Source organism: Desulfosarcina widdelii (assembly GCF_009688965.1).
GTDB classification, from domain to species: domain Bacteria; phylum Desulfobacterota; class Desulfobacteria; order Desulfobacterales; family Desulfosarcinaceae; genus Desulfosarcina; species Desulfosarcina widdelii.
Genome location: NZ_AP021875.1, coordinates 5,306,386 through 5,327,948, shown reverse-complemented (window position 1 = coordinate 5,327,948; position 21,563 = coordinate 5,306,386). Strand labels below are relative to the sequence as shown.

The window sequence follows — 21,563 nt, the reverse complement described above, 5'->3', positions numbered from 1 at the left end:
ACAGCGCCGTAAAAAACCCGATATCTGCGTTACGCTTCGTCCCTCGTCACTGCAGCGTACCTATTTGTACGCCTCATTCCTCGGGATTCGCAAGCCTTGATCTCGGTCTTTTTACGACGCTGTCCGAAAATCGTCTTTTTATGAAGTTGCCAATACCCCCTCAAACCACAACAGGATTGTCAGGAGAAGATGATGAGCCAACCAACGCCTACCCGGGAGGAGACACTGGCCCTTCTGAAAACCTATAACCAGAGCGAAAGCCTGATCAAACATGCTTTTGCAGTGGAAGGGGTCATGCGCTACATGGCCCGCAAACACGGCGAGGAAGAAGATGTCTGGGGTGTGGTGGGTCTGATTCACGACCTGGACTATGAACAGTTTCCCGACCAGCATTGCAAAAAGACCGAAGAAATTTTGCGTGAGAACAACTGGCCGGAAGATTTGATCCGGGCGGTCATCAGCCACGGCTATGGTATCTGCACCGACGTCAAGCCGGAAACCACCATGGAAAAAGTGCTTTTCGCCATTGACGAACTCACCGGCCTGGTGGCCACATCCGCCCTGGTGCGGCCCAGCAAGAGCGTCATGGACATGAAGGCCAAATCGGTGAAGAAAAAATGGAAGGACAAGCGCTTCGCCGCCAAGGTGGACCGCTCCATCATTCAGCGGGGGGCCGACATGCTGGGTGTGGAACTGGGCGAACTGATCACCGACACCATCATGGGCATGCGCGAAGTAGCCGATGAAATCGGTCTGAAAGGAACCCCCTGATATGGAATGCAACAAAGAGAAAAATCTAAACCACTGCAACTGCTCTTACGAGCCCTGTTCCCGCAAAGGTATCTGCTGCGAGTGTATCAGCTACCATGCAAAAATGCGTCAGTTGCCGGCCTGCGTCTTTCCCGACGATGCCGAACGTACCTATGACCGCAGTTATGAGCATTTTGCCAGACTGGTAAAAGAAGGACGGGTATAACCCTGATTGTCACACCGATCCGTTGCCGATATTCGATCTACCGGATTACGCACTTCAAAGGTTGTGGATACAACCTGGGTTGTAGATCTCTCTGCACGAGTTAACATACAGCTTATTTCCGATTGTAAGACCATTGTCACTACAATATAAGTTGTAATGACAATGGCCGTCTAACCCTTCCGATTTCTGCCAGATTTTTGCTTTTTCCGCTTCTCAGATTATTACCACCTGTATTTATTCGTTATTTATATACCCTCCCTAAAAACTGAACTCCAATAACAATATAAATTATTATTGGCATATAATTTGTAGTTTTTCGATTAGTATATTTATTTAAATTAAATTTATAAATATCGTTCATTTTTACGAACGCGGCGACTCTGCCATCGCAACGGCAAACCGGTTGCGCGGCGTTCGTTCGGTATAATTCGGCATCTTATTGCCCATTTTATCAATCTTATGCACCTATTCGGAGGTTTTTATGACAGATGTGAAGCTCAAAGAGATTTATCCGGTTCCCGAGGACTTCAGGAAAAAAGCGTACATCAACAGCTATGACCAGTACAAAAAAATGTGGCAAAAATCCATCGATGATCCCGATGAATTCTGGGGCAAGGTCGCCGACGAGCAGGTGACCTGGTTTAAAAAATGGGATAAGGTTGCGGATTTCAACTACGGCGCCACTGCCGACGATTTGTATATTCGGTGGTTCACCAACGCCAAACTCAACGTTTCCTACAATTGCCTGGACCGGCATCTTGACACCCGCGGCGATCAGGTGGCTCTCATCTGGGAGGGCAACGATCCCGGCGAGAGCAGGCAATTTACCTACAAGGAACTGCATGCAGAGGTCTGCAAATTCGCCAATATACTGAAAAGCAACGGTATAAAAAAAGGTGACGTGGTCACCTTCTACCTGCCGATGATCCCCGAACTGGCCATCGGCATTATGGCCTGCTCGCGCATCGGAGCTATTCACGCCGTAGTTTTCGGCGGTTTCTCCGCCGACGCACTGGCCAGCCGCATTCAGGACAGCGGAAGCGTTCTGGTGGTCTCCTGCGACGGCACCTTCCGGGGCGCCAAGGCCATCCCCCAGAAGGCCAACGCGGACCAGGCGATCCAGTCCTGCCCCTCCATTCATACCCATCTGGTGGTCAATCGCGTCGGCGACAAGGTCCAGGTGGACTGGAACGGGGAAACCGACAAATGGTACCATGAAGAACTCGCCAAGGTGGATGCCGATTGTCCGCCGGAGGAGATGGACGCCGAAGACCCGCTTTTCATTCTCTATACCTCGGGCTCCACCGGAAAACCCAAAGGTGTCATGCACACCACCGGCGGTTATCTGACCTACGTCTCCTACACTCACAAACTGATCTTCGACTACCACGACGGCGACATCTACTGGTGCACGGCCGACATTGGCTGGGTGACCGGCCATTCCTACATCGTATACGGCCCGCTGTGCAACGGCGCCACGTCCGTCATGTTCGAAGGGGTGCCCAACTATCCGGACTTCGGGCGCTTCTGGGCCATCGTCGAGAAGTACAAGATCAACATCTTCTACACCGCGCCGACGGCCATCCGGGCGTTGGCCAAAGAAGGCGATTCCTGGGTCAAGAAGCATGACATCTCTTCGATCCGCCTGCTGGGCTCCGTTGGCGAACCGCTGAATCCCGAGGCGTGGAATTGGTACTACCAGACCATCGGCCGCGGCGAATGTCCCATTGTCGATACCTGGTGGCAGACGGAGACCGGTGGCATATTGATCACACCACTGCCCGGAGCGATCGATATCAAACCGGCCCAGGCTACGGTTCCCTTTTTTGGCGTTGAGCCGGCCATCGTGGACGACAGCGGGAAAGAACTGGAGGGCGAGTGCCAGGGCAATCTGATCATCAAACGGTCCTGGCCGGGCCAGATGCGCGGCGTGTACAAGAACCCTGTGCGATTCTTTGAGACCTATTTCACGCAGTTCGAAGGCGTCTATACAACCGGCGATGGCTGTCGGAGAGACAAGGACGGCTATTATCAGATCACCGGTCGGGTGGACGACGTAATCAATGTGTCCGGTCACCGCATGGGCACCGCCGAGGTCGAATCGGCATTGGTTTCCCATCCCTCTGTCGCCGAATCGGCGGTGGTGGGATATCCGCATCCGGTCAAAGGGCAGTCCATCTACGCATTCGTGACGCTTAATTCAGGCGTCGAGAAAACCGAGGAACTCAAAAAAGAGTTGGTGGCCCACGTCCGCAAGGAGATCGGTCCCATCGCCACACCGGAAATGTTGCAGTGGCTCGATTTTCTGCCCAAAACGCGTTCCGGAAAAATCATGCGGAGGATCCTTAAAAAGGTCGCCGCCGGCGATTTCAACAAAAAGGCTATGGGCGACACTTCCACGCTGGCCGATCCGGGAACCGTGGATCTTGCCATCGAGGGCGCCATGGTGCTGCAAAGACCCAATTGATGCTGGCGGGCGTTTCCGCGAATGACCGTTGAACCGTTAGATTAAGAGGAATTAAAGAAAAAAGGGCCACGTGGATGATCCGCGTGGCCCTTTATATTGATTGACATTCAGGAATCGTCAGGAACCTTTTCTCAGGATCAGACGGCATACCTTGCTGTCCGGGGCGGCAAGGAAGAAAAATGAGAGAATGAAGAGGGGCACGGCGAAAAAAATCCCCACCACGGGAAGAATTAGAAACCCGATAGAGCCAAGAGCCAAGGCCAGCGGCAAAACGATTAACCCCATGGTTCGACTTGACCACTTTTCGTTCACACAATCTTGTTTGTTCATATCAATCCCTCCAATATTCTGCACTGATAACAGGTTGTTGTTTCTCCGTATCTCTTAAGGAAAAGAATAGCAACGAACGAGAAGTGTTCAATGGTAGGATTGAGGCCGGTAATTGGGGGGACAAACCTGCCCATCAGGCAAAACCGTTTTCAGGCACGGCCCTAAAAGATGGCATGCTTCCCAGACGAAAGGCAGCGACAGACGAAGCGGCGCAAGAAGGTCTTCCTGCGCCGCCAAGGTAAGAAAAGTTTAGCTTTACGCACTTACGAAAACGGTCTACCGGCGGCTATTGATCGGCACCGGTCTCGGCAAAAATCTTGGATGCGAGATCGATGTCCTCGGGACAGAAGACGAACAGGCATTTGGCATCCGGCCCGGCTACGGAACCGTAAACGTAATTGATGTTGACGCCGGCCTCGCCGAAGCGGGACGCAAGCCGGGCCAGTTCGCCGGGCTTGTTGTCCAATTGCACGGCAATGACCGGCAGGATGTCAAAGGTGTAATCGTGCTGGGAGAGCAGATCGATGGCGGCGTTGGTTTTGCCGTCCTCTGCCAGCAGCCGGATCAAAGCGAACTGGGCCGAGTCCTTGCGCATGGAGTTGTAGCTGGCGGCCGATGCGATGCGCTTGAGGGATTTTCCACGGGCCTTGAACAGTTCCAGCACATAGGCCGAAGCGTCCTGGATGGTCAATGCATCGATATTGATGCCGGCCTCGCCCATCATGGTGGCCAGCTTTCCCAGCTCACCGGGCTCGTTTTTCAGGAACAGGGAGATTTCCGTTCTGACCATGGTTTTCCTCCTTATTTTGTCGTCCGCTTGTCTTTTAATATATTGTTGGAAATCACCACCCGCTGGATTTCTGAAGTGCCTTCGTAAATGGTGAACACCCTCGCGTCCCGGTAAAAGCGCTCCACCGGATAGTCCTTGGTAAAACCATAGCCGCCGTGCATCTGCAAGGCCTTGGCGGTAACCCGGTTGACCATTTCCGAGGCGTAGAGTTTGGCCATGGACGCCTGGGTGGTGAAGCGTTTTTTGCTGTCCTTCATGGCGGCGGCGGAAAGGGTCAACTGACGGGCCGCTTCGATTTCCGTGGCCATGTCGGCGATGATCCAGCGCAAACCCTGGAACTTGGATATCTTCTGGCCGAATTGATCGCGTTGTTTGGCATATTTGACGGCCGCGTCGAAGGCCGCCTGGGCCACCCCCAGACTTTGGGCGGCGATGCCGATGCGCCCGCCGTCGAGCCCCTTCATCACGATCTTGAAGCCTTCGCCTTCCTTGCCGAGCATGTCCGCTGCCGGCACTCGGCAATCTTCGAGATGCAGGTCGGTGGTATCCGAAGCGCGCAGACCCATTTTGTCCTCTGTATTGCCAACGACCAGGCCGGGATTGTCCCGGGTGACAATGAACGTGCTGATACCCTTGTGGCGGGCCTCCGGATCGGTTTTGGCCGTAACAATGACCAGCCCGCTGTTCTTGCCGGTGGTAATGAAGCGTTTGGTACCGTTGATGATGTAATGATCCCCGTCTTTCACCGCCGTCGTCTGCTGGCTGACCGGATCCGAGCCGGCCTCGGGCTCGGTCAGGGCGAAGGCCCCGATGTACTTGCCCATGGCCAGATCCTTGAGGTAGTGCTGCTTCTGATCTTCCGTGCCGAAATTCAGGATGCTTTCGCAAACGATGGAGTTGTGTACGGACATGACCACCGCCGTGGACGCACAGGAGTAAGCGATTTCGGAAAGGGCCAGTACGTAGCCAACCGTGTCCGAATCCGAGCCTTCGTAATCAAAAGGCACCATCATCCCCAACAGCCCCAGTTCCGCCATCTTCTTGAGATTGTCGGCGGGAAATTCCTTGGTTTTGTCCCGCTCCGCTGCGGTCTCGGCGACGACCTTGCGGGAGAACTCGCGAACCATCGACTGGATCATCAGTTGTTCGTCGGTCAGCTTGAATGACATGGTTGTTTCCTTTAAGGGTTGTAAATCACCACAATCAGCTCCGCATCCGCATCGCCGGTATTTCTCAAAAGATGCTGGATGCCGGAGTTGAAATGCAGGGAATCGCCCGGTCCGAGAGCATTCACATGTTCGCCCACCACCACTTCGATATTGCCCTGAAGCACGTAGACAAACTCTTCCCCCTCATGGTTGTAGCTGACGCCTTCGTGGTCTTTCTTGGCGTCGATTTCGACCTTGAAGGCCTTGAGATGCTTGTTCTCGGCTCCCGGTGTCAGGGTCGTGTAGGCGTAGCTGGCCGTTCGCTTGGTGTAGGCTTTGATGCGGTCCTGCATGCGGTCTTCTTCTTCCTTGAGCAGGTCGCCGGAATCGATTTCCAGCGCCCGGGAGATTTGCAGCAGGGAGCCCACCGGCGGCGTGACCTTGCCGGTTTCCACGTTCTTGAGGAAATCGACGGAAAAGCCGGTGTCGTTGGCCAACGACTCGTAGCTCATTTTCTTTTCGGTCCGGGCTTTTTTAATTTTCTTGCCCACGGGGGTAAGCCGGGTGCTTTTTTTTCGGGGCATGACAGCTCCTTGTCAAAACGGTTAATATTCGTAAAATCCCCGTCCGGTTTTGCGGCCCAGCCAGCCGGCTTCCACATACTTTCTCAGCAGTGGACAGGGGCGGTATTTGGAGTCCTTGAATCCGTTGTACAGCGTCTCCATGATAGCCAGGCAGGTGTCCAGGCCAATCAGATCCGCCAGGGCCAACGGTCCCATGGGGTGGTTCATGCCCAGCTTCATCACGGTGTCGATGTCCTCGCGCGTCCCTACGCCATGGTAGAGAGCGAAGACAGCCTCGTTGATCATGGGCAAAAGGATGCGGTTGGCGATAAATCCGGGGAAGTCATTGGCCAGGGCCGGAGTCTTGCCGAACTTGAGCGACAGATCCCAGGTGGTCTGGTAAGTTTCGTCGGAGGTGGCCAGACCGCGGATCACCTCCACCAGTTTCATCACCGGCACCGGATTCATAAAATGCATGCCAATGACCTTTTCGGGCCTGCCGGTCTGGGCGGCGATCCGGCCAATGGGAATCGAAGAGGTGTTGGTCGCCAGGATAACGCCCGGCCGGCAAATTTCGTCCAGATCCTGGAAAACCTTGAACTTGAGCGTCTCGTTTTCCGTGGCCGCTTCGACCACGAAATCGGCATCGGCCATGTCTTTGAGATCGGCGGTGATCTTGATGCGGCCAAGGATAGCATCCTTGTCCTCGGTGCTGATCTTGCCCTTGTCCACATTCTTGGTGAGAATTTTGGTGATATTGGCCAGCCCTTTTTCGGCAAATTCGATCTTGATGTCGCTCATGATGACGTTGAGGCCTCCGGTGGCCGCCACTTGGGCGATGCCGTTGCCCATCTGCCCGGCTCCGATAACGCCAAAGGTATTGATTTCCATTTCCTCACTCCTTGTTGTTTAGCTGTTTAACTGTTAATCTGACGAGAACGCCGATATAGGCCGCAAGATGCCGTCTCTGGATGGATGCGGCTATCGTTTGACTACCATAGCCACCGCCTCCCCCCCGCCCAGACACAATGACGCCAGGCCGGTCTGCTTATCCTGCCGAATCATCTCATAAAGCAGGGTCACCAGCACCCGGCATCCGCTGGCCCCGATGGGATGGCCCAAGGCCACGCTGCCTCCGTTCACATTGGTTTTGTCCGCCGACAGATTCAGTTCCTTCATGACGGAGACGGTCGATCCGGAAAAGGCCTCGTTGACTTCGAACAGATCCACATCATCGATGCCGAGGCCCTCTTTCTTCAGGCACTTGGGAATCGCCCTGATGGGCGCCACCAGCACGTATTTCATATCGATGCCATAGGAGGCCTGGGCGCCGATGGTCGCCATAATCGTGCAGCCCAGCGACTCGGCCTTTTCCCGCGACATGACCACCACCGCCGCAGCACCGTCGCTGATAATGGAAGCATTGCCGGCAGTGCCAAAGCCGTCTTTTTTAAATGCCGGTTTCATCTTGGCCAGAGCTTCGTAAGAAGTCGGTCGGGGACATTCGTCTCTACCAAAAATCTTGGGATCGCCCTTGCGCTGGGGAATAGAAACCGGAACGATCTGATCGTCGAAGCGACCGCTTTCAATGGCTTCGAGGGCCCTTTGGTAGGATTCAGCGGCGTAGCGGTCCTGATCTTCCCGGCTGACATCGTAGCGTTCAGAGCACAGCTCGTTGGAGATGCCCATGTGGAAGTCGTTGACGATGTCCCACAGCCCGTCGTGAATCATGGAATCCTGGAGTTGGCCGGGTCCCATGCGATAGCCGAAGCGGGCCTTTTCCAGATAGTAAGGCGCCATACTCATGTTTTCCATACCGCCGGCCACCGCCACTTCGGCATCCCCCAACTGGATGGCCTGGGCCGCCAGCATGACGGTTTTCAGGGCCGATCCGCACACCTTGTTGACCGTGATGCATTCCGCCTCCCAGGGCATGCCGGCTTTCACGGCCGCCTGTTTGGCCGGGTTTTGACCGTAGCCGCAGGGCAGTACCTGGCCCATGAGGACTTCATCGACCTTGTTTTTTTCGATACCGGCCCGTCGGATGGCCTCCTCAATGACGATAGCGCCCAGATCGGTCGCTCCGATGCCGGCCAGAGAACCATTGAAACTGCCCAACGGCGTGCGCACGGCGCTGACAATCACTGCTTCTTTCATATAATCTCTCCTGTTTCTGTTACATATTCCTCCGATATTGCCCACCCACATCATACAACGCCCCGGTAATCTGCCCCAGGCTGCACGTTTTAACGGTCTCCATCAGTTCGGCGAAGATGTTGTCGCCGGACAGGGCCACTTTCTGCAGCCGCTCCAATGCCTCGGGCGCCTTGTCCGCGTTGCGGGCCTGGAAGTCTTTCAAACGGGTGAGTTGGGACTCCTTTTCCTCTGTCGTGGCCCGGGCCAGGTCGATACAGGAGATGCCTTCCAGCATGTCGTCACCGTCGGCGTGTGGATCGCGGAATGTGTTGACGCCCACGATGGGATACTTTCCGGAATGTTTGAGTATTTCGTAGTAGATGGACTCTTCCTGGATCTTGCTGCGCTGGTAGCCGGTTTCCATGGCGCCCAGCACACCGCCGCGGGCGGTAATCCGGTCGTATTCCATGAGCACGGCTTCTTCCACCAGATCGGTCAGATCGTCGACGATGAAGCTGCCCTGGTAGGGATTTTCGTTTTTGGCCAGCCCCCACTCTCGGTTGATAATCAATTGGATCGCCAGCGCACGCCGCACCGACTCCTCCGTGGGTGTGGTGATGGCCTCGTCGAAGGCGTTGGTGTGAAGACTCTGGGCGTTGTCGTAAATGGCGCACAGGGCCTGCAGGGTCGTGCGGATATCGTTGAACTGGATATCCTGGCTGTGCAGGCTGCGGCCGGAGGTCTGGATATGGTACTTGAGCATCTGGCTGCGCACCGAAGCGCCGTACTTTTCCCGAAGGGCGATGGACCAGATGCGGCGGGCCACCCGGCCGATGACCGTATATTCGGGGTCCATACCATTTGAGAAGAAGAAGGACAAGTTGGGCGCAAAGCTGTCCAGCGGCATGCCGCGGGAGAGGTAGTATTCCAGGTAGGTAAAGCCGTTGGCCAGGGTAAAGGCCAACTGGCTGATGGGATTGGCCCCGGCCTCGGCAATATGGTATCCGGAGATCGAGACTGAATAGAAGTTGCGCACGTTCTTTTCGATAAAGTACTCCTGGATATCCCCCATCATCTTCAGGGCGAAGTCGATGGAAAAAATGCAGGTGTTCTGTCCCTGGTCCTCTTTGAGAATGTCGGCCTGAACAGTGCCGCGCACGTTCTCCAAAACTTTGGTCTTGATGTGCTCATATTCTTCAGCAGAGGGCTGCTTTCCTTTTTCCGCGGCGGTTTTGTCCACCTGCTGGTCGATGGCCGTGTTGAGGAACATGGCCAGCATGATGGGCGCCGGTCCGTTGATGGTCATGGAGACCGAGGTGCTGGGGGCGCAGAGTTCGAAACCACCGTACAGCACCTTGACATCGTCCAGGGTGCAGACGCTCACCCCGGAGTTGCCCACCTTGCCGTAGATGTCGGGGCGCCGGTCCGGATCGTAGCCGTATAGGGTCACCGAGTCGAACGCCGTGGAAAGCCGCTTGGCCTCGCTGTTGGCCGAAAGCATCTTGAAGCGGCGGTTGGTGCGCGCCGGGTCCCCTTCGCCGGCAAACATGCGCGTGGGATCTTCGCCCACCCGCTTCATGGGAAATACGCCCGCGGTGTAAGGAAAGTATCCCGGAAGATTCTCTCTTCTCAACCAGGTGTAAATCTCGCCGGGGTCCTCGAAACGCGGCAGGGAAATTTTGGGTATTTTCTGGCGGGAAAGCGACTCGGTGGTCAGGGGCACCCGAATTTCATTGCCCCGAACAGTGTAGACCAGTTCGTCGCCGGCATAGGCCGCTTTGGTCTCTTTCCAGTCGTTGACCAGCTTCTCGGTTTCGGCGTCCAGTTCCTCGCGGGCCTTGACGATTTCCTTTTTAAGGCGGTCCAGCAAAACGGCCGCATCGCCTTGAAGTTCGCCTTCGGTCAAGGCATTGGCGCTCTCTTCCAGGTGCCAGACCCGCCGAATGGCATCGGCCTGTTCGCTGGTCTCACGGTGGTACTGCCGAATCGTATCGGCAATCTCGGCCAGGTAGCGGGTGCGCTCCGGCGGAATGATAATGGTCTTGGAGGTGGACTGCTTGGTATCCACGCGGGGCAGGCTGGATTCGAATCCGACCCCGCTTTTCTCTTTGATGGTATCCAGCAGGGCGTGGTACAGGGCGGTGACCCCGTCGTCGTTGAACTTGGATGCGATGGTCCCGAAAACCGGCATATCGTCCGGGATTTTATCGAAGGCATTTCGATTGCGCTGGACCTGCTTGCGAACATCGCGGACGGCATCCTCGCCGCCGCGCTTCTCATATTTATTGACCACCACCAGATCGGCGAAATCCAGCATGTCGATCTTCTCCAACTGGGAAGCAGCGCCGAAGTCGCTGGTCATGACGTACATGGAGACGTCCACCAGATCGATAATGTGAGAATCCCCCTGCCCGATGCCTGCGGTTTCGGCGATCACCAGATCGTAGCCGGCCGCTTTGACCACATCCAGCACCTCGCCCAGGGCTTCGGGAATTTCCGTATGGGATCTGCGGGTGGCGATGGACCGCATATACACCCGGGGGCTGCCGATGGCGTTCATGCGGATGCGGTCGCCCAGCAGGGCCCCGCCGGTCTTGCGCCGCGAGGGATCGGCACTGATGATGGCGATGCGGATATCCTTGAGGTCGTGCAGCATGCGCAGAATCAGTTCGTCAGTCAAAGAGGACTTGCCGGCGCCGCCGGTGCCGGTGATGCCCAGAACGGGTACGACCCGGTCGCCGATTTTGGCTTGCAGCTCCTGGCGGAATTTGGCCAGGTGACCGTTTTCCTTGGCTTTGGCCTGCTCCAGGGCCGTGATCATGTTGGCCACCCGCAGCTTGTTGTCCGGGGCCAGGTCCGTCAGGTCCATGGAAGCCTGATCGGCCCGGGAGTAGTCCATCGACTCGATCATATGGTTGATGATGCCCTGCAACCCCATGCGGGCACCGTCCTCGGGCGAGTAGATCTTGGCCACCCCGTAGGCCTCCAGTTCCTTGATCTCCTCCGGAACGATGACACCTCCGCCGCCTCCGAAAACCTTGATGTGGTCGGCGCCGCCCTCCTTGAGCAGATCCACCATGTAGGTGAAAAATTCCATATGGCCGCCCTGGTAGCTCGAGATGGCAATGCCCTGGGCGTCCTCTTCGATGGCGGCATCGACCACCTCTTTGACGGAACGGTTGTGCCCCAGATGGATCACTTCGGCGCCGGAACTTTGCAAAATGCGTCTGAAGATATTGATCGAGGCATCGTGCCCGTCGAAAAGGGAAGTTGCCGTTACGATTCTCACATTGTTCTTGGGATGGTAGATCTGGATGTCGTCGTTCATGCGTCCTCCTGTGGCTGGTCCTGGATGTTGGCGGCCGCCAAGCGGGTGGCTTCCCCCTGTTCGTCCCGGGTCGGTGATTAACCGGCGAACATATCGGGAAAGATGCTGTGGTAGCGGTCGTAATGCTCAGGTCGCAGCATCAACGAAACTGATGTTGGGGTTGTCCCCGGAAGGCTTCGGCTGATGTTGAGGGAAAAGATGCCTTCCGGGGAGCTGTCGTTTTTACTTCAATTTGCCAATCAACGCACTGGCAATGGTATTTTTCTGGATTTCCTTGGTGCCTTCGTAAATCTCGGTGATCTTGGCATCGCGATAAAATCGTTCCACTTCGTATTCGGTCATGTACCCGTAGCCGCCCAGAAGCTGGATGGCCTCGTCGGCGACCTCCACGGCGGTGCGGGCCGCGTACATCTTGGCCATCGAGGTCAGCTTGGGATCGATGCGCCCCTGATCGAAATTCCAGGCGGCCTTATATGTAATCAGGCGGGCCAGTTCGATCTTGGTGGCCATGTCGGCCAGTTTGTGCTGGGTCACCTGGAACTGGGCGATTTTCTTGCCGAACTGCTCACGCTGCTTGACGTAGGCCAGGGCCCGGTCGTATGCCCCCTGAGCCGTTCCCAGGGCCTGGGCGGCAATCTGAATGCGGCTTTCGTCGAAGAAATGCAGCACGTGATAAAAGCCCTTGCCCTCCTCGCCGATGAGATTTTTCAAGGGAACCCGAACGTCCTTGAAGGTCACTTCGGCGGTGGCCATCATCCGGATGCCCATTTTGTCACCGACATCGGAAGTGGATAGGCCCTCTCGGTCGGCTTCGACCAGGATCAGGCTCTGGCCGCGGTAACCGGGTTTTGCATCAGGATCGGTCTGGCACAATACATTGTAAAAACCGGCCAGCCCGCCGTTGGTGATGAAGGTTTTGCCCCCATTGACCACCCACTCGTCGCCGTCTTTTACGGCAGTAGTGTTCATATAGGTAATATCCGATCCGTGGTCCGGCTCGGTGAAGGCGCCGGCGGAAAGCATCTCCCCTTCGGCCACGGCCGGCAGGTATTTCTTTTTCTGTTCGTCAGTGCCGTAATGCATGATGATTTCGGAGGCGAAAGAGGAAAGGGCGATGGCGCTGCCGATGGTGGAATCCCCCCGGCACAGCTCTTCGACCACCAGGATATCTTCAAGCGAACCGAGACTCTGGCCGGAATACTCTTCGGGATAATGCACACCGATGAGGCCCAGGTCGCAGGCTTTCTTCCAGATTTTACGCGGAAACTCGTGCTTCTTTTCCAGTTCGTAGGCCAACTCCTTATCGAATTCACCTTTAACGAAATCCCTGACCGCTTTTTGAATGTCCTTCTGGGTTTTGTTCAGTTCAAAATCCATTCGATCCCTCCTGAATTGATAAATAATGGGTTCTGTCCATTCCGTATCCTTATCTACCCCGCATTCTCCCGGCACATGCCCAGGATGCTGCGGGTCTGGAAATCGATATACTCGTCGATGCTGTAATGGTTGGCCAGAAACCAGCGCCGGAACGTCCACATGTGCCCCAGCACCGAAATGTTATGGGCCACCAGGTCCAGTTGCCGCGGGGATATGCGCGGCAGGTCGCCGGATTCGATCAGCCCGGCCAGCACACCGGTAAAAATACCGGTGATACGGATTTCATTTTCCAGCACCGCGCGCTGATATTTGTTGGGCAGCGATTGGGTTTCCTGGTAGATCAGCAGAATATGGTCGTTCATGCGGTGACAAACCATGAAGTATTCACGAATCACCTCTGCCAGGGGATTTCTGCCGTTTCTGGCCCGCTTCAACGCATCGGCCACACCACGCTCGATCTCGGCATGGATGGCATCGCACACCAGATAGAGCACGTCCTCCTTGGTGGCAATGTATTCGTAGAGAGAGCCGATGGAAATGCCGGAGGCTTTGGCGATCTGACGGGTGGTGGTCTTGTGGAATCCCTTTTCGATGAACAGGTTGACCGACGCATCCACGATCTGCCTTCGGCGTTGGGCCACCAAGGCCTTATTTTTTACCTGTGTCGGAATTACCCGATGATCGGCGATTTGTTGCTTTGCATTCAACATTCTGTTTTAAAAAAAGATATGATTCGTTTTGACATGAAATCCGAGCGAACGCTCAGTCATTTTTTCTTCTTTTAAATCAGACCGGTCGGTTTGTCAATGCAAAAAAAACCACCCCCTGCTGCTATGGCAGCAGGGGGTGGTTAGAGTAGCCGGTGACGCCGGACGGGAGAGACCGGGACCGACTGGATTGAAGTTTACTTAAGGTCGGCCTTCGCAGCCTTCACGGTGGCAGCAAGGGCAAACCCCATTCCCAGCAGGATCATACTCATCCATGCAGCGGGTCCGGAAACCGTGTTGGGGCCGGTTGCGGTGCCGATGAAACAGCCGCCGCCGCCGCTGCCGGAGGAGGAGGCGCCCGTGGACAGGGCCGCGCTGTCGGATTCGGTGGATTCAGTCGTATAGGAAATCCCCGAGGGGTCCACGATCACGCCGTTGACCACACCGTCCTCATCGCCCGCGCCACCGTCTTCCAGCAACAGGGTCACCGATTTGCGGTTGGCCGCGAACACGGCATTGGCGTATACCTGCCAGCCGTTTTCCTCGGTGTACTTGTACAGCTGGGCATCGGCGGGCACGCGGGTGTTAAAGGAGATCTTCACCGTGGCCGTGGTCACGCCGTCGGCCAGGTACAACCGGAATCCGATCAGCCCGAAACCCATCTTCACCGACGGGTCGGAGATCGTATCGGAAGCGATGGATTCCACCGAAACCAGGGTGATCCCGTCGGAGGACGGTTCCACACCCACCATGGTCTGGCCTTCCACCGTATTGAGGCTCATGATGTCGCCTTCCAGGCTGTCGGCCACGCCGTCTTCATTGACGTCCGCGGCGGCATCCACTTCCTGGCTGTCGGGGATGCCGTCGAGGTCCGCATCGCCGGCCGTCTCCGGGGCAATGGTGGTGAAGGTGGCGGTCTCGGACCACTCGGAGACGCCGTTGTCCGTATCGATGAAGCGCACCCGCCAGTAGTAGACCGTATCGACATCCAGCACCATCTTGCCGACTTCGTAGGCGGTCAACTGAACCTTGCTGGTCTTGTCCAGGATCAGGGTGGCGAAATCGCTGTCCGTGCTGATCTGCCACTGGGATTTGAAGTGGGCGTCGTTGTCGGCATCGAAGTAGGCCGCGGTCACCAGTACCGGGGTCAGCGAAACCGTTTCGGCCGGAGAGACCTCTTCGATGGTCGGTGCATCGGGTGCGGTGTTGCCCGGCACGGTTGTCGGATCGCTGTCCGCGCTGTACTCGTCCAGGTTGGTCACGCCGTCGCCGTCGGCATCCAGATCGGCGTCGTCGGTCAGCGGATCCAGGCCGTAATTTTCTTCCCAGGTGTCGCTCATGCCGTCGTTGTCGTCGTCGGTATCGGCGTTGTCGCCGATGCCGTCGCCGTCATTGTCGGCCCATTCCGCAGGATCGTTGGGGAAAAGGTCCAGCACGTCGGGTACGTTGTCGCCGTCCACGTCGGTGCTCGAGGACTTGAGTACGCTGACCGTGACGGTATCCGTGTCGCTTTCGCCTTCGTCGTCGGTTACCGTCAGGCTGAAGGTCAGGGTTTCTCCGGCAAGGTCGACGATGGGGGCGGTAAAGGAAGCCTGGACCGTTGCGGCACCGCTCAGCGCAACCGCGGTTCCGCCGGTCTGCGCCCACAGGTAGCTCGCGATGCTGCCGTCGGCGTCGCTGGAAGCCGAGCCGTCCAGGGTTATGGCCGCTTCTTCGTAGACGCTCTGGCTGCCGCCGGCTTCGGCCACCGGTGCCTGGTTAACCGCAGCGGCGGCCGGCGTGTAGCTCACTTCTTCGGAGTCGGCGCTTTCCAGATCGCCTTCATAGGCCCGAACCACAAAATAGTAGGTCGTGCCTTCGGTCAGGCCGATCAGGGTGCAGGTGGTCTCGCTGGCCGCATCGCTTTCCCAGATGGGGTTGGCGTAATTGTAGCTGGCGCCGCTTTCCCGTGCGAAGACCCGGTAGCCTTCGGGTTCGGGGTCGTTGGCGTCCCACTGCAGGGTGACGTTGGCGCCCAGCGCCAACGTCGCACTGAAAAGTAAAGTCGCGATGGTACGAAACAGGATCGTGAAGGTGGATCGTAAGGTTGCTTTCATGTTGCATCTCCCGTGTATTTTTCCGTGCGACCAGCAGCGGATTCGGAAGATGCTGTGTTCGCTCGGCAGCCCTGCCGCCTTTCCCTGATTCCAGGGGGTGAGGCCGTTGGCTTTGCGTCGCACCCTTTCGGGTGGTTTGCCTTTGTCAAGCTATTTCAAAAAGCGTTGCCTTCTTTTTAAGCACGACCCGTGCCATATTTTTGCGCCCTGATGTTTTCCATCACCGCCAGGGCGTTGAGGTCGGTATCCCACTGTTTTCAAAAATGTTTTTCTATCTAATGGTTTCGATTCATTCCATACGCACGCCCCTGCCCCCTGGACCGGCGGCCTTCCTTCGTAAACGTGTTTAAAAATGCACAAATCACCCCGAATAAAATGTGCAGTAATGTGAACGGTAAGATCGAAAAGGCCTATGACGGCTTATGCGGAAGAGGCGATTGCGGCGGGATCGGTCGGATTGAAATGGCGGGCAAGCCAATCTCCGGTTGACAGCTTGCCCGACCGGTTCGTATAGAGGCCCTACCATGGTAGATTTACAGGTTACACTCAAAAAACGGGGGATGCTGGCGGCTCTTTTTATCCTGGCCTTTTTTTTGGCGTCGCCGTGCCCCGCAACCGCTTTTTCCCGCACTGAGCGTGCCAGCTTTCAGCGGTCCATTATCGACCATCGCGCCCGGCTCAATCCCGATTACAAGAAAATAGAACGCAAGCGCACCGACTACATTATCGTCCACACGTCTGAACTGGGGCGCGATCTTACCTTGAGGGTCGTTTCCAAAGGCAAATGCTTTCGCAACGGACGGCGCACCCACGGCGGCCACACCCACTATGTCATCGCCCGCGACGGCCGAACCTATCGGATTATGGACAAGCGCTGGATCGCCGATCATGCCGGGCGCAGCATGTGGAATGGCCAGACCGATCTGAGCCGCGTCTCCATTGGCATCGAACTGGTGGGCTATCACTATGCGCCGTTGACCGACAAACAGTATCGAGCGGTCGGCCTTTTGATCGACATTCTGCAGGATGTGTACCATCTGGACGACAAGGCCGTTCTGACCCACAGCCAGATCGCCTATGGACGGCCCAACCGCTGGCATAAAAGGGACCATCGCGGCAGGAAACGCTGCGCCAGGAATTTTATCCGTGCCAAGGCGCAACTGGGGCCGACCTGGAGCCATGATCCCGATGTGCGCGCCGGCCGGATTGTCGCGGACGCCCAGTTGGCGGACGTGTTCTATGGTCGCCATACCAGGGTTGCCGCAGTCGAGGAAAGCAACGTCATCTCAAAAAGCAACACTGCCTGGTTGATCGCCGGAGAGGATTTCGACAGCCGCGAGACGGTGTATCAATTCCCGGACGGGCGTCTTTTCTCCGGGGATCAAATCGGGAAAAGGATCGGTTGGGATCGGATACCGGCCAAAACGGTTGTACTGCTCAACCAGACCGGCAGTATGGAAAGCCTGAAAAGCGACGGCCCGGTAAAAACCATCGCCGGCGGGATAACGGCGTGGTCCCTGGCGGGGAAATCGTACAATCATCGGACGACCATCTATTTTTTACCCACAGGTGGCATCAAGAACGGAACGATGATATCCGACTGGGACGACTTGCCGGTCAAGACCCGGCTGATTATCGGCTACAAGGGTCCGTTTGCAGTAGACAAAAAGCGGTCGGCCTATCGCATCGCCGGAGCCGGCTACAAGGATCCCAAAACCATCTACTACCTGCCCTCCAAGCGGCTTCTCGGCGGCAACAAAATCGAAGACTTCAGCCGACTGCAGGCCGGAACGCTCATCTTTCTGCCTGCAGCGTTGTGATGGCTGTCATCGCGCATTTTAAAATTTAACCAGAAGCTTTTCCAACACAGCCAGAAAGTTTTCAATATCCGACTTCTCGATGGTGAGACTGGGATCGATCCTCAATGTATTCACCCCCGGCCGACGAGCCAGAATGTATCCCTTACGGACCAGCTCCTGTTGAACCTCCCGGGTGACGTCAAAATTATCATTGTCTTCAAGATCGACGGCCTGCATCAAGCCGCGGCCGCGGATGGACCGGATCGAATTTGTTCGTGCTTGGATGGTTTGGAGGCCATCGAATAGGATCGCCCCCATTTCCTTCCCGCGTTCGACAAGGTCTTCTTCACCGATGGTTCGTACCACTTCCAGGGCGATGGCGGCCCCCAAAGGATCGTTCTGATGAGACTGGGCATATTTAAAGTCGCTGGAAGCCACCCGTTCGGATGCCTGCCTGGAAACGGCTGTCACGCTGACCGGGTAGCCGTTGCCGATGCCTTTGCCCATGGCCACGATGTCAGGCTGGATGCCGTAATGCTGGTATCCGAACCATTTGCCGGTGCGCCCCACACCGGTGGTCACTTCATTGACCATGATCAGTCCATCGAGGGCCGTAATAGCCGCGGCAATGCTGCGAATCAGTTTTTCGGGCGGAAAACGAACCAGTCCCGACGAGCTGCCCGGTTCGAAAAGAAAGCCACCGATCCGGTCAAAGGGAATGGCTGCCCAACGTTCACATGAATCGCTGCAATCTCCGCCGGAAGCGCAATTTTCGCACGCCATCCAGTCGAAACAGAACCACGTTTCCGCAGGCCTTACACTGGCAGCGCCGTATGCGCCGAAATAGGAGTCCGCCATGGTCAGCATCGTCGGACGGCGATTGATTGCCTGCGCCAGGCGAACACCGTACTCGACGGCTTCGCTGCCCGAAGAGAGAAACACGCATTTGCCGTTTTCAAAACTATGCAGGGCCAAGATCGTATGGGCCGCATCGTCGACAATCCGGCTGGTATAGGAAAAGCCGGTATGGGCAATCCGGCCGGCCTGCTCGTTCATCAGCTTCAGGACCCGTGGGTGGCCATGTCCGATGGCCGTGCACCAGACGCCCGACTCCAGGTCCACATAGCGATTGCCGTCGGCATCGTAGAGGCAGCAATTTTCCGCTCGTACTATATCTCTCAGGGGCAGTTCGTAACCGGGGTATCGGAACAGGCAGTCCATTGATTTCTCCCTTTCTGGTTCAATTCCCAACGCGTTTTTATTTCCTGTTCATGAACTGGCGAGTAGACGTTTTTAATCGCAGCGCTCGTGCAATGAGCCTGCTGCAAGATTTACAATGGCTTGAACGAGGAGGCAAGGGATTACGTGGAAATCTTCGAGAGGACATCCTGGCTGAATTCGGGATACTCCTTTTTTAAACATTCCGGACAAATGCTATGGCTGATATCCGCTGATGAATTTTTACTGATATACACTTCGACTTGTTCCCAGTATCCTTTATCGTTCCTGATTTTCTTACAGAAAGAGCATATCGGCAGTATCCCCCGCAATGTCTTTATTTCATCGAGAGCATTTTTAAGTTCGGCAATCAGTTGCTCCCTTTCTTCTTCTCTTTCACGTCTTTCACTGATATCCCTCACAATGGATTGCAGTACCTTTTTTCCTTCGTCGACCAGCATTGCTGAGGTTACCTCGACAGGAAAATCGGACCCATCTTTTCTCGTATGACAGGTTTCGAAGCAGATGTTCTCCCCTGATATCTGCCGTTCGAAGAGCTTTTTCCGTTCGTTCAGTTGTACCTTTTTATTCAAATCGCCTACTGTCAATTGAAGCATTTCTTCCTTGCTGTAACCAAGCTTTTCATAAGCGACAATATTGCAGTCCAAAATGCGATCCGTATCGGGATCGATAATAAATATGGAATCTGTTGCGTGATCGAAATACCCCTTCAATTTTTTTTCGGAGAGCTGGAGTTGTGCTATTGCTTTTTTAAGATCGGCAACCAGTCGGATATTCTCCTTTTCCAGGCGTTCTCGCATGGAGATATTTTGGGTCAACGGTTTTACAACAAAAATGTATAGCGTCGGGAAAACAAGCATCGTCAAAACAAATGCATCGATGAACGCCTCCTGATAATGAGGGATCGAAGGCATATAATCCAGCAGAACCATAAGAACAAATTCTACGATAAAAATTGTAACGGCAACGTAACATAAGATCCTTAAGGGATTGTCGGAAATCGGGGGAGGATCGTTTGTTTTCGATGTAGAAGCGTTGCATTGATTTATTTTCATCTTTTTGGCTCCCGAAAGTGGGCGAAAACTCCATCCGTACCCGCCAACCAACTACAAACGGACCGAGTGATTCTTATGACCGGACCACTTGGGCAAATCGTCGTTCATGTCGATCACCCGCAGGCCGTAGAAAATGTGGCAGGTGGGCCTGAATGCAGGCGGGACGTTGGCAGCAGAACCGAAGTCGAAAAGGGAAGGAAAAGCGAGCCACATTCTGCGGCCTTCATCGGCGATCAGCGTCCCGCAGTGGCCGCAGCTTACCTTGCACGGCAGGATCCGCTCATGCCTTTGGTATTCACTGTTGAAAAACCTCAGGTGCTCGATCCCGGCAATCATTCGGACATCGCGTTTATGGAAAATGGCCGCCCACTGCATCGGCGCGCCGTGTAATTTCTGGCAGTTCAGGCAGTGGCAGAGTTTGGCGTCCACCGGATCCGCACACACCTCATATTGAACGGCACCGCAATGGCACCGCGCACGATACTTGGGTACGAAGTCGGGATCGTCAATAACAGCATAATCGGGACCGAATTCCCTTTTCATCGTCAACCCGCTTTCTGCAGTTTATTTTAAGCCTTTACCGCACAGATCAGGAAGGCGTAAGAGGCGTGGATCAGTCGGTCCGATAGGGTTCATAAAGTCGTTCGAGGACCTTGTCATCTATCAGACGTTGCATTACCGGCACAATCCTGGGGATCAATTCGTGATGCCTTTTATTCAGAAAATTGTACATGGGGACTGAAAAAAGAGGCGGAGACAGCGCCTTTACTTCACTGAACTTGGGGTTGGCCGCCAGAAACCGTTCCGTTTCTCTTTTTAATGCGATGACAACATCCACCCGTCCGATTTTTAGCAAACTGAACAATGCCTTATAACTATCGACGGTCTGTCGCGCCATTCCCTCCGTAAGGGCATGCGATTGAAGATAACCCCGCATGAGTCCGATCTTGTATGGCTGCAAGCTTGAAGGCCCATCCACCGCGAAATCTTTGGTAATCGAATAGACGACGAGGTCAACCCGGGCCAGCTCCACCGGAACCACTTGCAAGTTATTATACTTTTTTAAAATGGACTCGGTAGAGATAAGAATGCCGTCGATTTGTTCAAGATCCGCTTGTACAAGGCTTCGCTTTATCGGATATTCTTTCAGTTCAACTTCATATCCGATCTCATGGTACGCTTGCCGACAAAATTGATGGTAGGCCTGAACGACCTCAGTGGCCGCATCGGATATTGCAAAAGTCAGTGTTTTTCCGCCATGAGCCCAAACCGGACTGTTCATAATCAGCAATAGCAGAAAACTTATATGCAGGATCAGCTTCATCGTGCTCTCATGCCCGTATCGGTTGAACGTTTGCCGCGCTTGCCGGAAATCCGATAAAAATTGATGGTTTCGTAAAAAGTCAAAATGCCAGTTTGGCGTCATTCCGGCGTAGACCGGGCACGAAGTGAAGCTTCAGCGCTATCCTGTCTTTTCAATATCTTCTGGATGCCGGATCAAGTCCGGCATGACTCGCCTGACACTTTTTACAAAGCCATCAAAATCAGCGTC

At 55.3% G+C, this 21,563-nt stretch carries 18 protein-coding genes and 1 riboswitch; of the genes, 4 read left to right on the top strand and 14 right to left on the bottom strand.

Annotated features, from left to right (window positions below; all coding sequences use genetic code 11):
- The first annotated feature begins 189 nt into the window (after positions 1-189).
- From GN111_RS24485 to acs, 3 genes are all read left to right on the top strand, one after another.
- Positions 190-771, top strand: a complete 582-nt coding sequence (locus GN111_RS24485; protein ID WP_331457676.1) for an HD domain-containing protein — start codon at positions 190-192, stop codon at positions 769-771.
- A gap of 1 nt (position 772) precedes the next feature.
- On the top strand, positions 773-976 hold the full coding sequence (locus tag GN111_RS24480; RefSeq protein WP_155306269.1) for a DUF6485 family protein: 204 nt from the start codon (positions 773-775) through the stop codon (positions 974-976).
- Positions 977-1,457: 481 nt separating this feature from the next.
- Positions 1,458-3,443 carry an acetate--CoA ligase gene (acs, locus tag GN111_RS24475; RefSeq protein ID WP_176603301.1) on the top strand — a complete coding sequence of 662 codons (1,986 nt, stop codon included), beginning with the start codon at positions 1,458-1,460 and terminating at the stop codon, positions 3,441-3,443.
- Between the two features lie 117 nt (positions 3,444-3,560).
- On the opposite strand, the gene GN111_RS24470 is transcribed toward acs, so the two are convergent.
- From GN111_RS24470 to GN111_RS24425, 10 genes are all read right to left on the bottom strand, one after another.
- The gene (locus GN111_RS24470; RefSeq protein WP_155306268.1) at positions 3,561-3,773 is read right to left on the bottom strand and encodes a hypothetical protein; all 213 of its coding nucleotides are present in this window, start codon (positions 3,771-3,773) and stop codon (positions 3,561-3,563) included.
- A gap of 286 nt (positions 3,774-4,059) precedes the next feature.
- Complete coding sequence (locus tag GN111_RS24465; RefSeq protein ID WP_155306267.1) at positions 4,060-4,563, bottom strand: amino acid-binding protein; 504 nt, start codon at positions 4,561-4,563, stop codon at positions 4,060-4,062.
- An 11-nt stretch (positions 4,564-4,574) separates the two neighbouring features.
- Positions 4,575-5,732: an acyl-CoA dehydrogenase gene (locus GN111_RS24460; RefSeq protein ID WP_155306266.1), complete on the bottom strand. Its 1,158-nt coding sequence runs from the start codon at positions 5,730-5,732 to the stop codon at positions 4,575-4,577.
- Positions 5,733-5,743: 11 nt separating this feature from the next.
- Complete coding sequence (locus GN111_RS24455; RefSeq protein WP_155306265.1) at positions 5,744-6,295, bottom strand: helix-turn-helix domain-containing protein; 552 nt, start codon at positions 6,293-6,295, stop codon at positions 5,744-5,746.
- A gap of 21 nt (positions 6,296-6,316) precedes the next feature.
- Positions 6,317-7,165, bottom strand: a complete 849-nt coding sequence (locus GN111_RS24450) for a 3-hydroxybutyryl-CoA dehydrogenase (RefSeq protein WP_155306264.1) — start codon at positions 7,163-7,165, stop codon at positions 6,317-6,319.
- 90 nt (positions 7,166-7,255) lie between these two features.
- A complete protein-coding gene (locus tag GN111_RS24445; protein ID WP_155306263.1) occupies positions 7,256-8,431 on the bottom strand; it encodes an acetyl-CoA C-acetyltransferase in 1,176 nt (391 codons plus the stop codon).
- A gap of 19 nt (positions 8,432-8,450) precedes the next feature.
- Positions 8,451-11,738 (bottom strand): fused isobutyryl-CoA mutase/GTPase IcmF, encoded by a 3,288-nt coding sequence (gene icmF, locus GN111_RS24440; RefSeq protein ID WP_155306262.1) that lies wholly within the window; start codon positions 11,736-11,738, stop codon positions 8,451-8,453.
- A 222-nt stretch (positions 11,739-11,960) separates the two neighbouring features.
- Positions 11,961-13,115, bottom strand: a complete 1,155-nt coding sequence (locus tag GN111_RS24435) for an acyl-CoA dehydrogenase family protein (RefSeq protein WP_155306261.1) — start codon at positions 13,113-13,115, stop codon at positions 11,961-11,963.
- A 53-nt stretch (positions 13,116-13,168) separates the two neighbouring features.
- On the bottom strand, positions 13,169-13,756 hold the full coding sequence (locus tag GN111_RS24430) for a TetR/AcrR family transcriptional regulator (RefSeq protein WP_331457675.1): 588 nt from the start codon (positions 13,754-13,756) through the stop codon (positions 13,169-13,171).
- Positions 13,757-14,019: 263 nt separating this feature from the next.
- Positions 14,020-15,918, bottom strand: a complete 1,899-nt coding sequence (locus GN111_RS24425; protein WP_155306259.1) for a fibronectin type III domain-containing protein — start codon at positions 15,916-15,918, stop codon at positions 14,020-14,022.
- Positions 15,919-15,979: 61 nt separating this feature from the next.
- Positions 15,980-16,069: riboswitch (cyclic di-GMP riboswitch) on the bottom strand.
- Positions 16,070-16,442: 373 nt separating this feature from the next.
- Between GN111_RS24425 and GN111_RS24420 the strand changes: the two genes are divergently transcribed.
- Positions 16,443-17,738, top strand: a complete 1,296-nt coding sequence (locus GN111_RS24420; RefSeq protein WP_155306258.1) for an N-acetylmuramoyl-L-alanine amidase — start codon at positions 16,443-16,445, stop codon at positions 17,736-17,738.
- An 18-nt stretch (positions 17,739-17,756) separates the two neighbouring features.
- Here GN111_RS24420 and GN111_RS24415 read toward each other — a convergent pair whose 3' ends face one another.
- From GN111_RS24415 to GN111_RS24400, 4 genes are all read right to left on the bottom strand, one after another.
- Positions 17,757-18,938 carry a class-III pyridoxal-phosphate-dependent aminotransferase gene (locus GN111_RS24415; RefSeq protein ID WP_155306257.1) on the bottom strand — a complete coding sequence of 394 codons (1,182 nt, stop codon included), beginning with the start codon at positions 18,936-18,938 and terminating at the stop codon, positions 17,757-17,759.
- Between the two features lie 140 nt (positions 18,939-19,078).
- Positions 19,079-20,011 carry a PAS domain-containing protein gene (locus GN111_RS24410; RefSeq protein ID WP_155306256.1) on the bottom strand — a complete coding sequence of 311 codons (933 nt, stop codon included), beginning with the start codon at positions 20,009-20,011 and terminating at the stop codon, positions 19,079-19,081.
- Positions 20,012-20,062: 51 nt separating this feature from the next.
- Positions 20,063-20,554 carry a GFA family protein gene (locus GN111_RS24405; protein ID WP_155306255.1) on the bottom strand — a complete coding sequence of 164 codons (492 nt, stop codon included), beginning with the start codon at positions 20,552-20,554 and terminating at the stop codon, positions 20,063-20,065.
- 70 nt (positions 20,555-20,624) lie between these two features.
- A complete protein-coding gene (locus GN111_RS24400; protein WP_170302443.1) occupies positions 20,625-21,335 on the bottom strand; it encodes a substrate-binding periplasmic protein in 711 nt (236 codons plus the stop codon).
- Positions 21,336-21,563 lie beyond the last annotated feature (228 nt).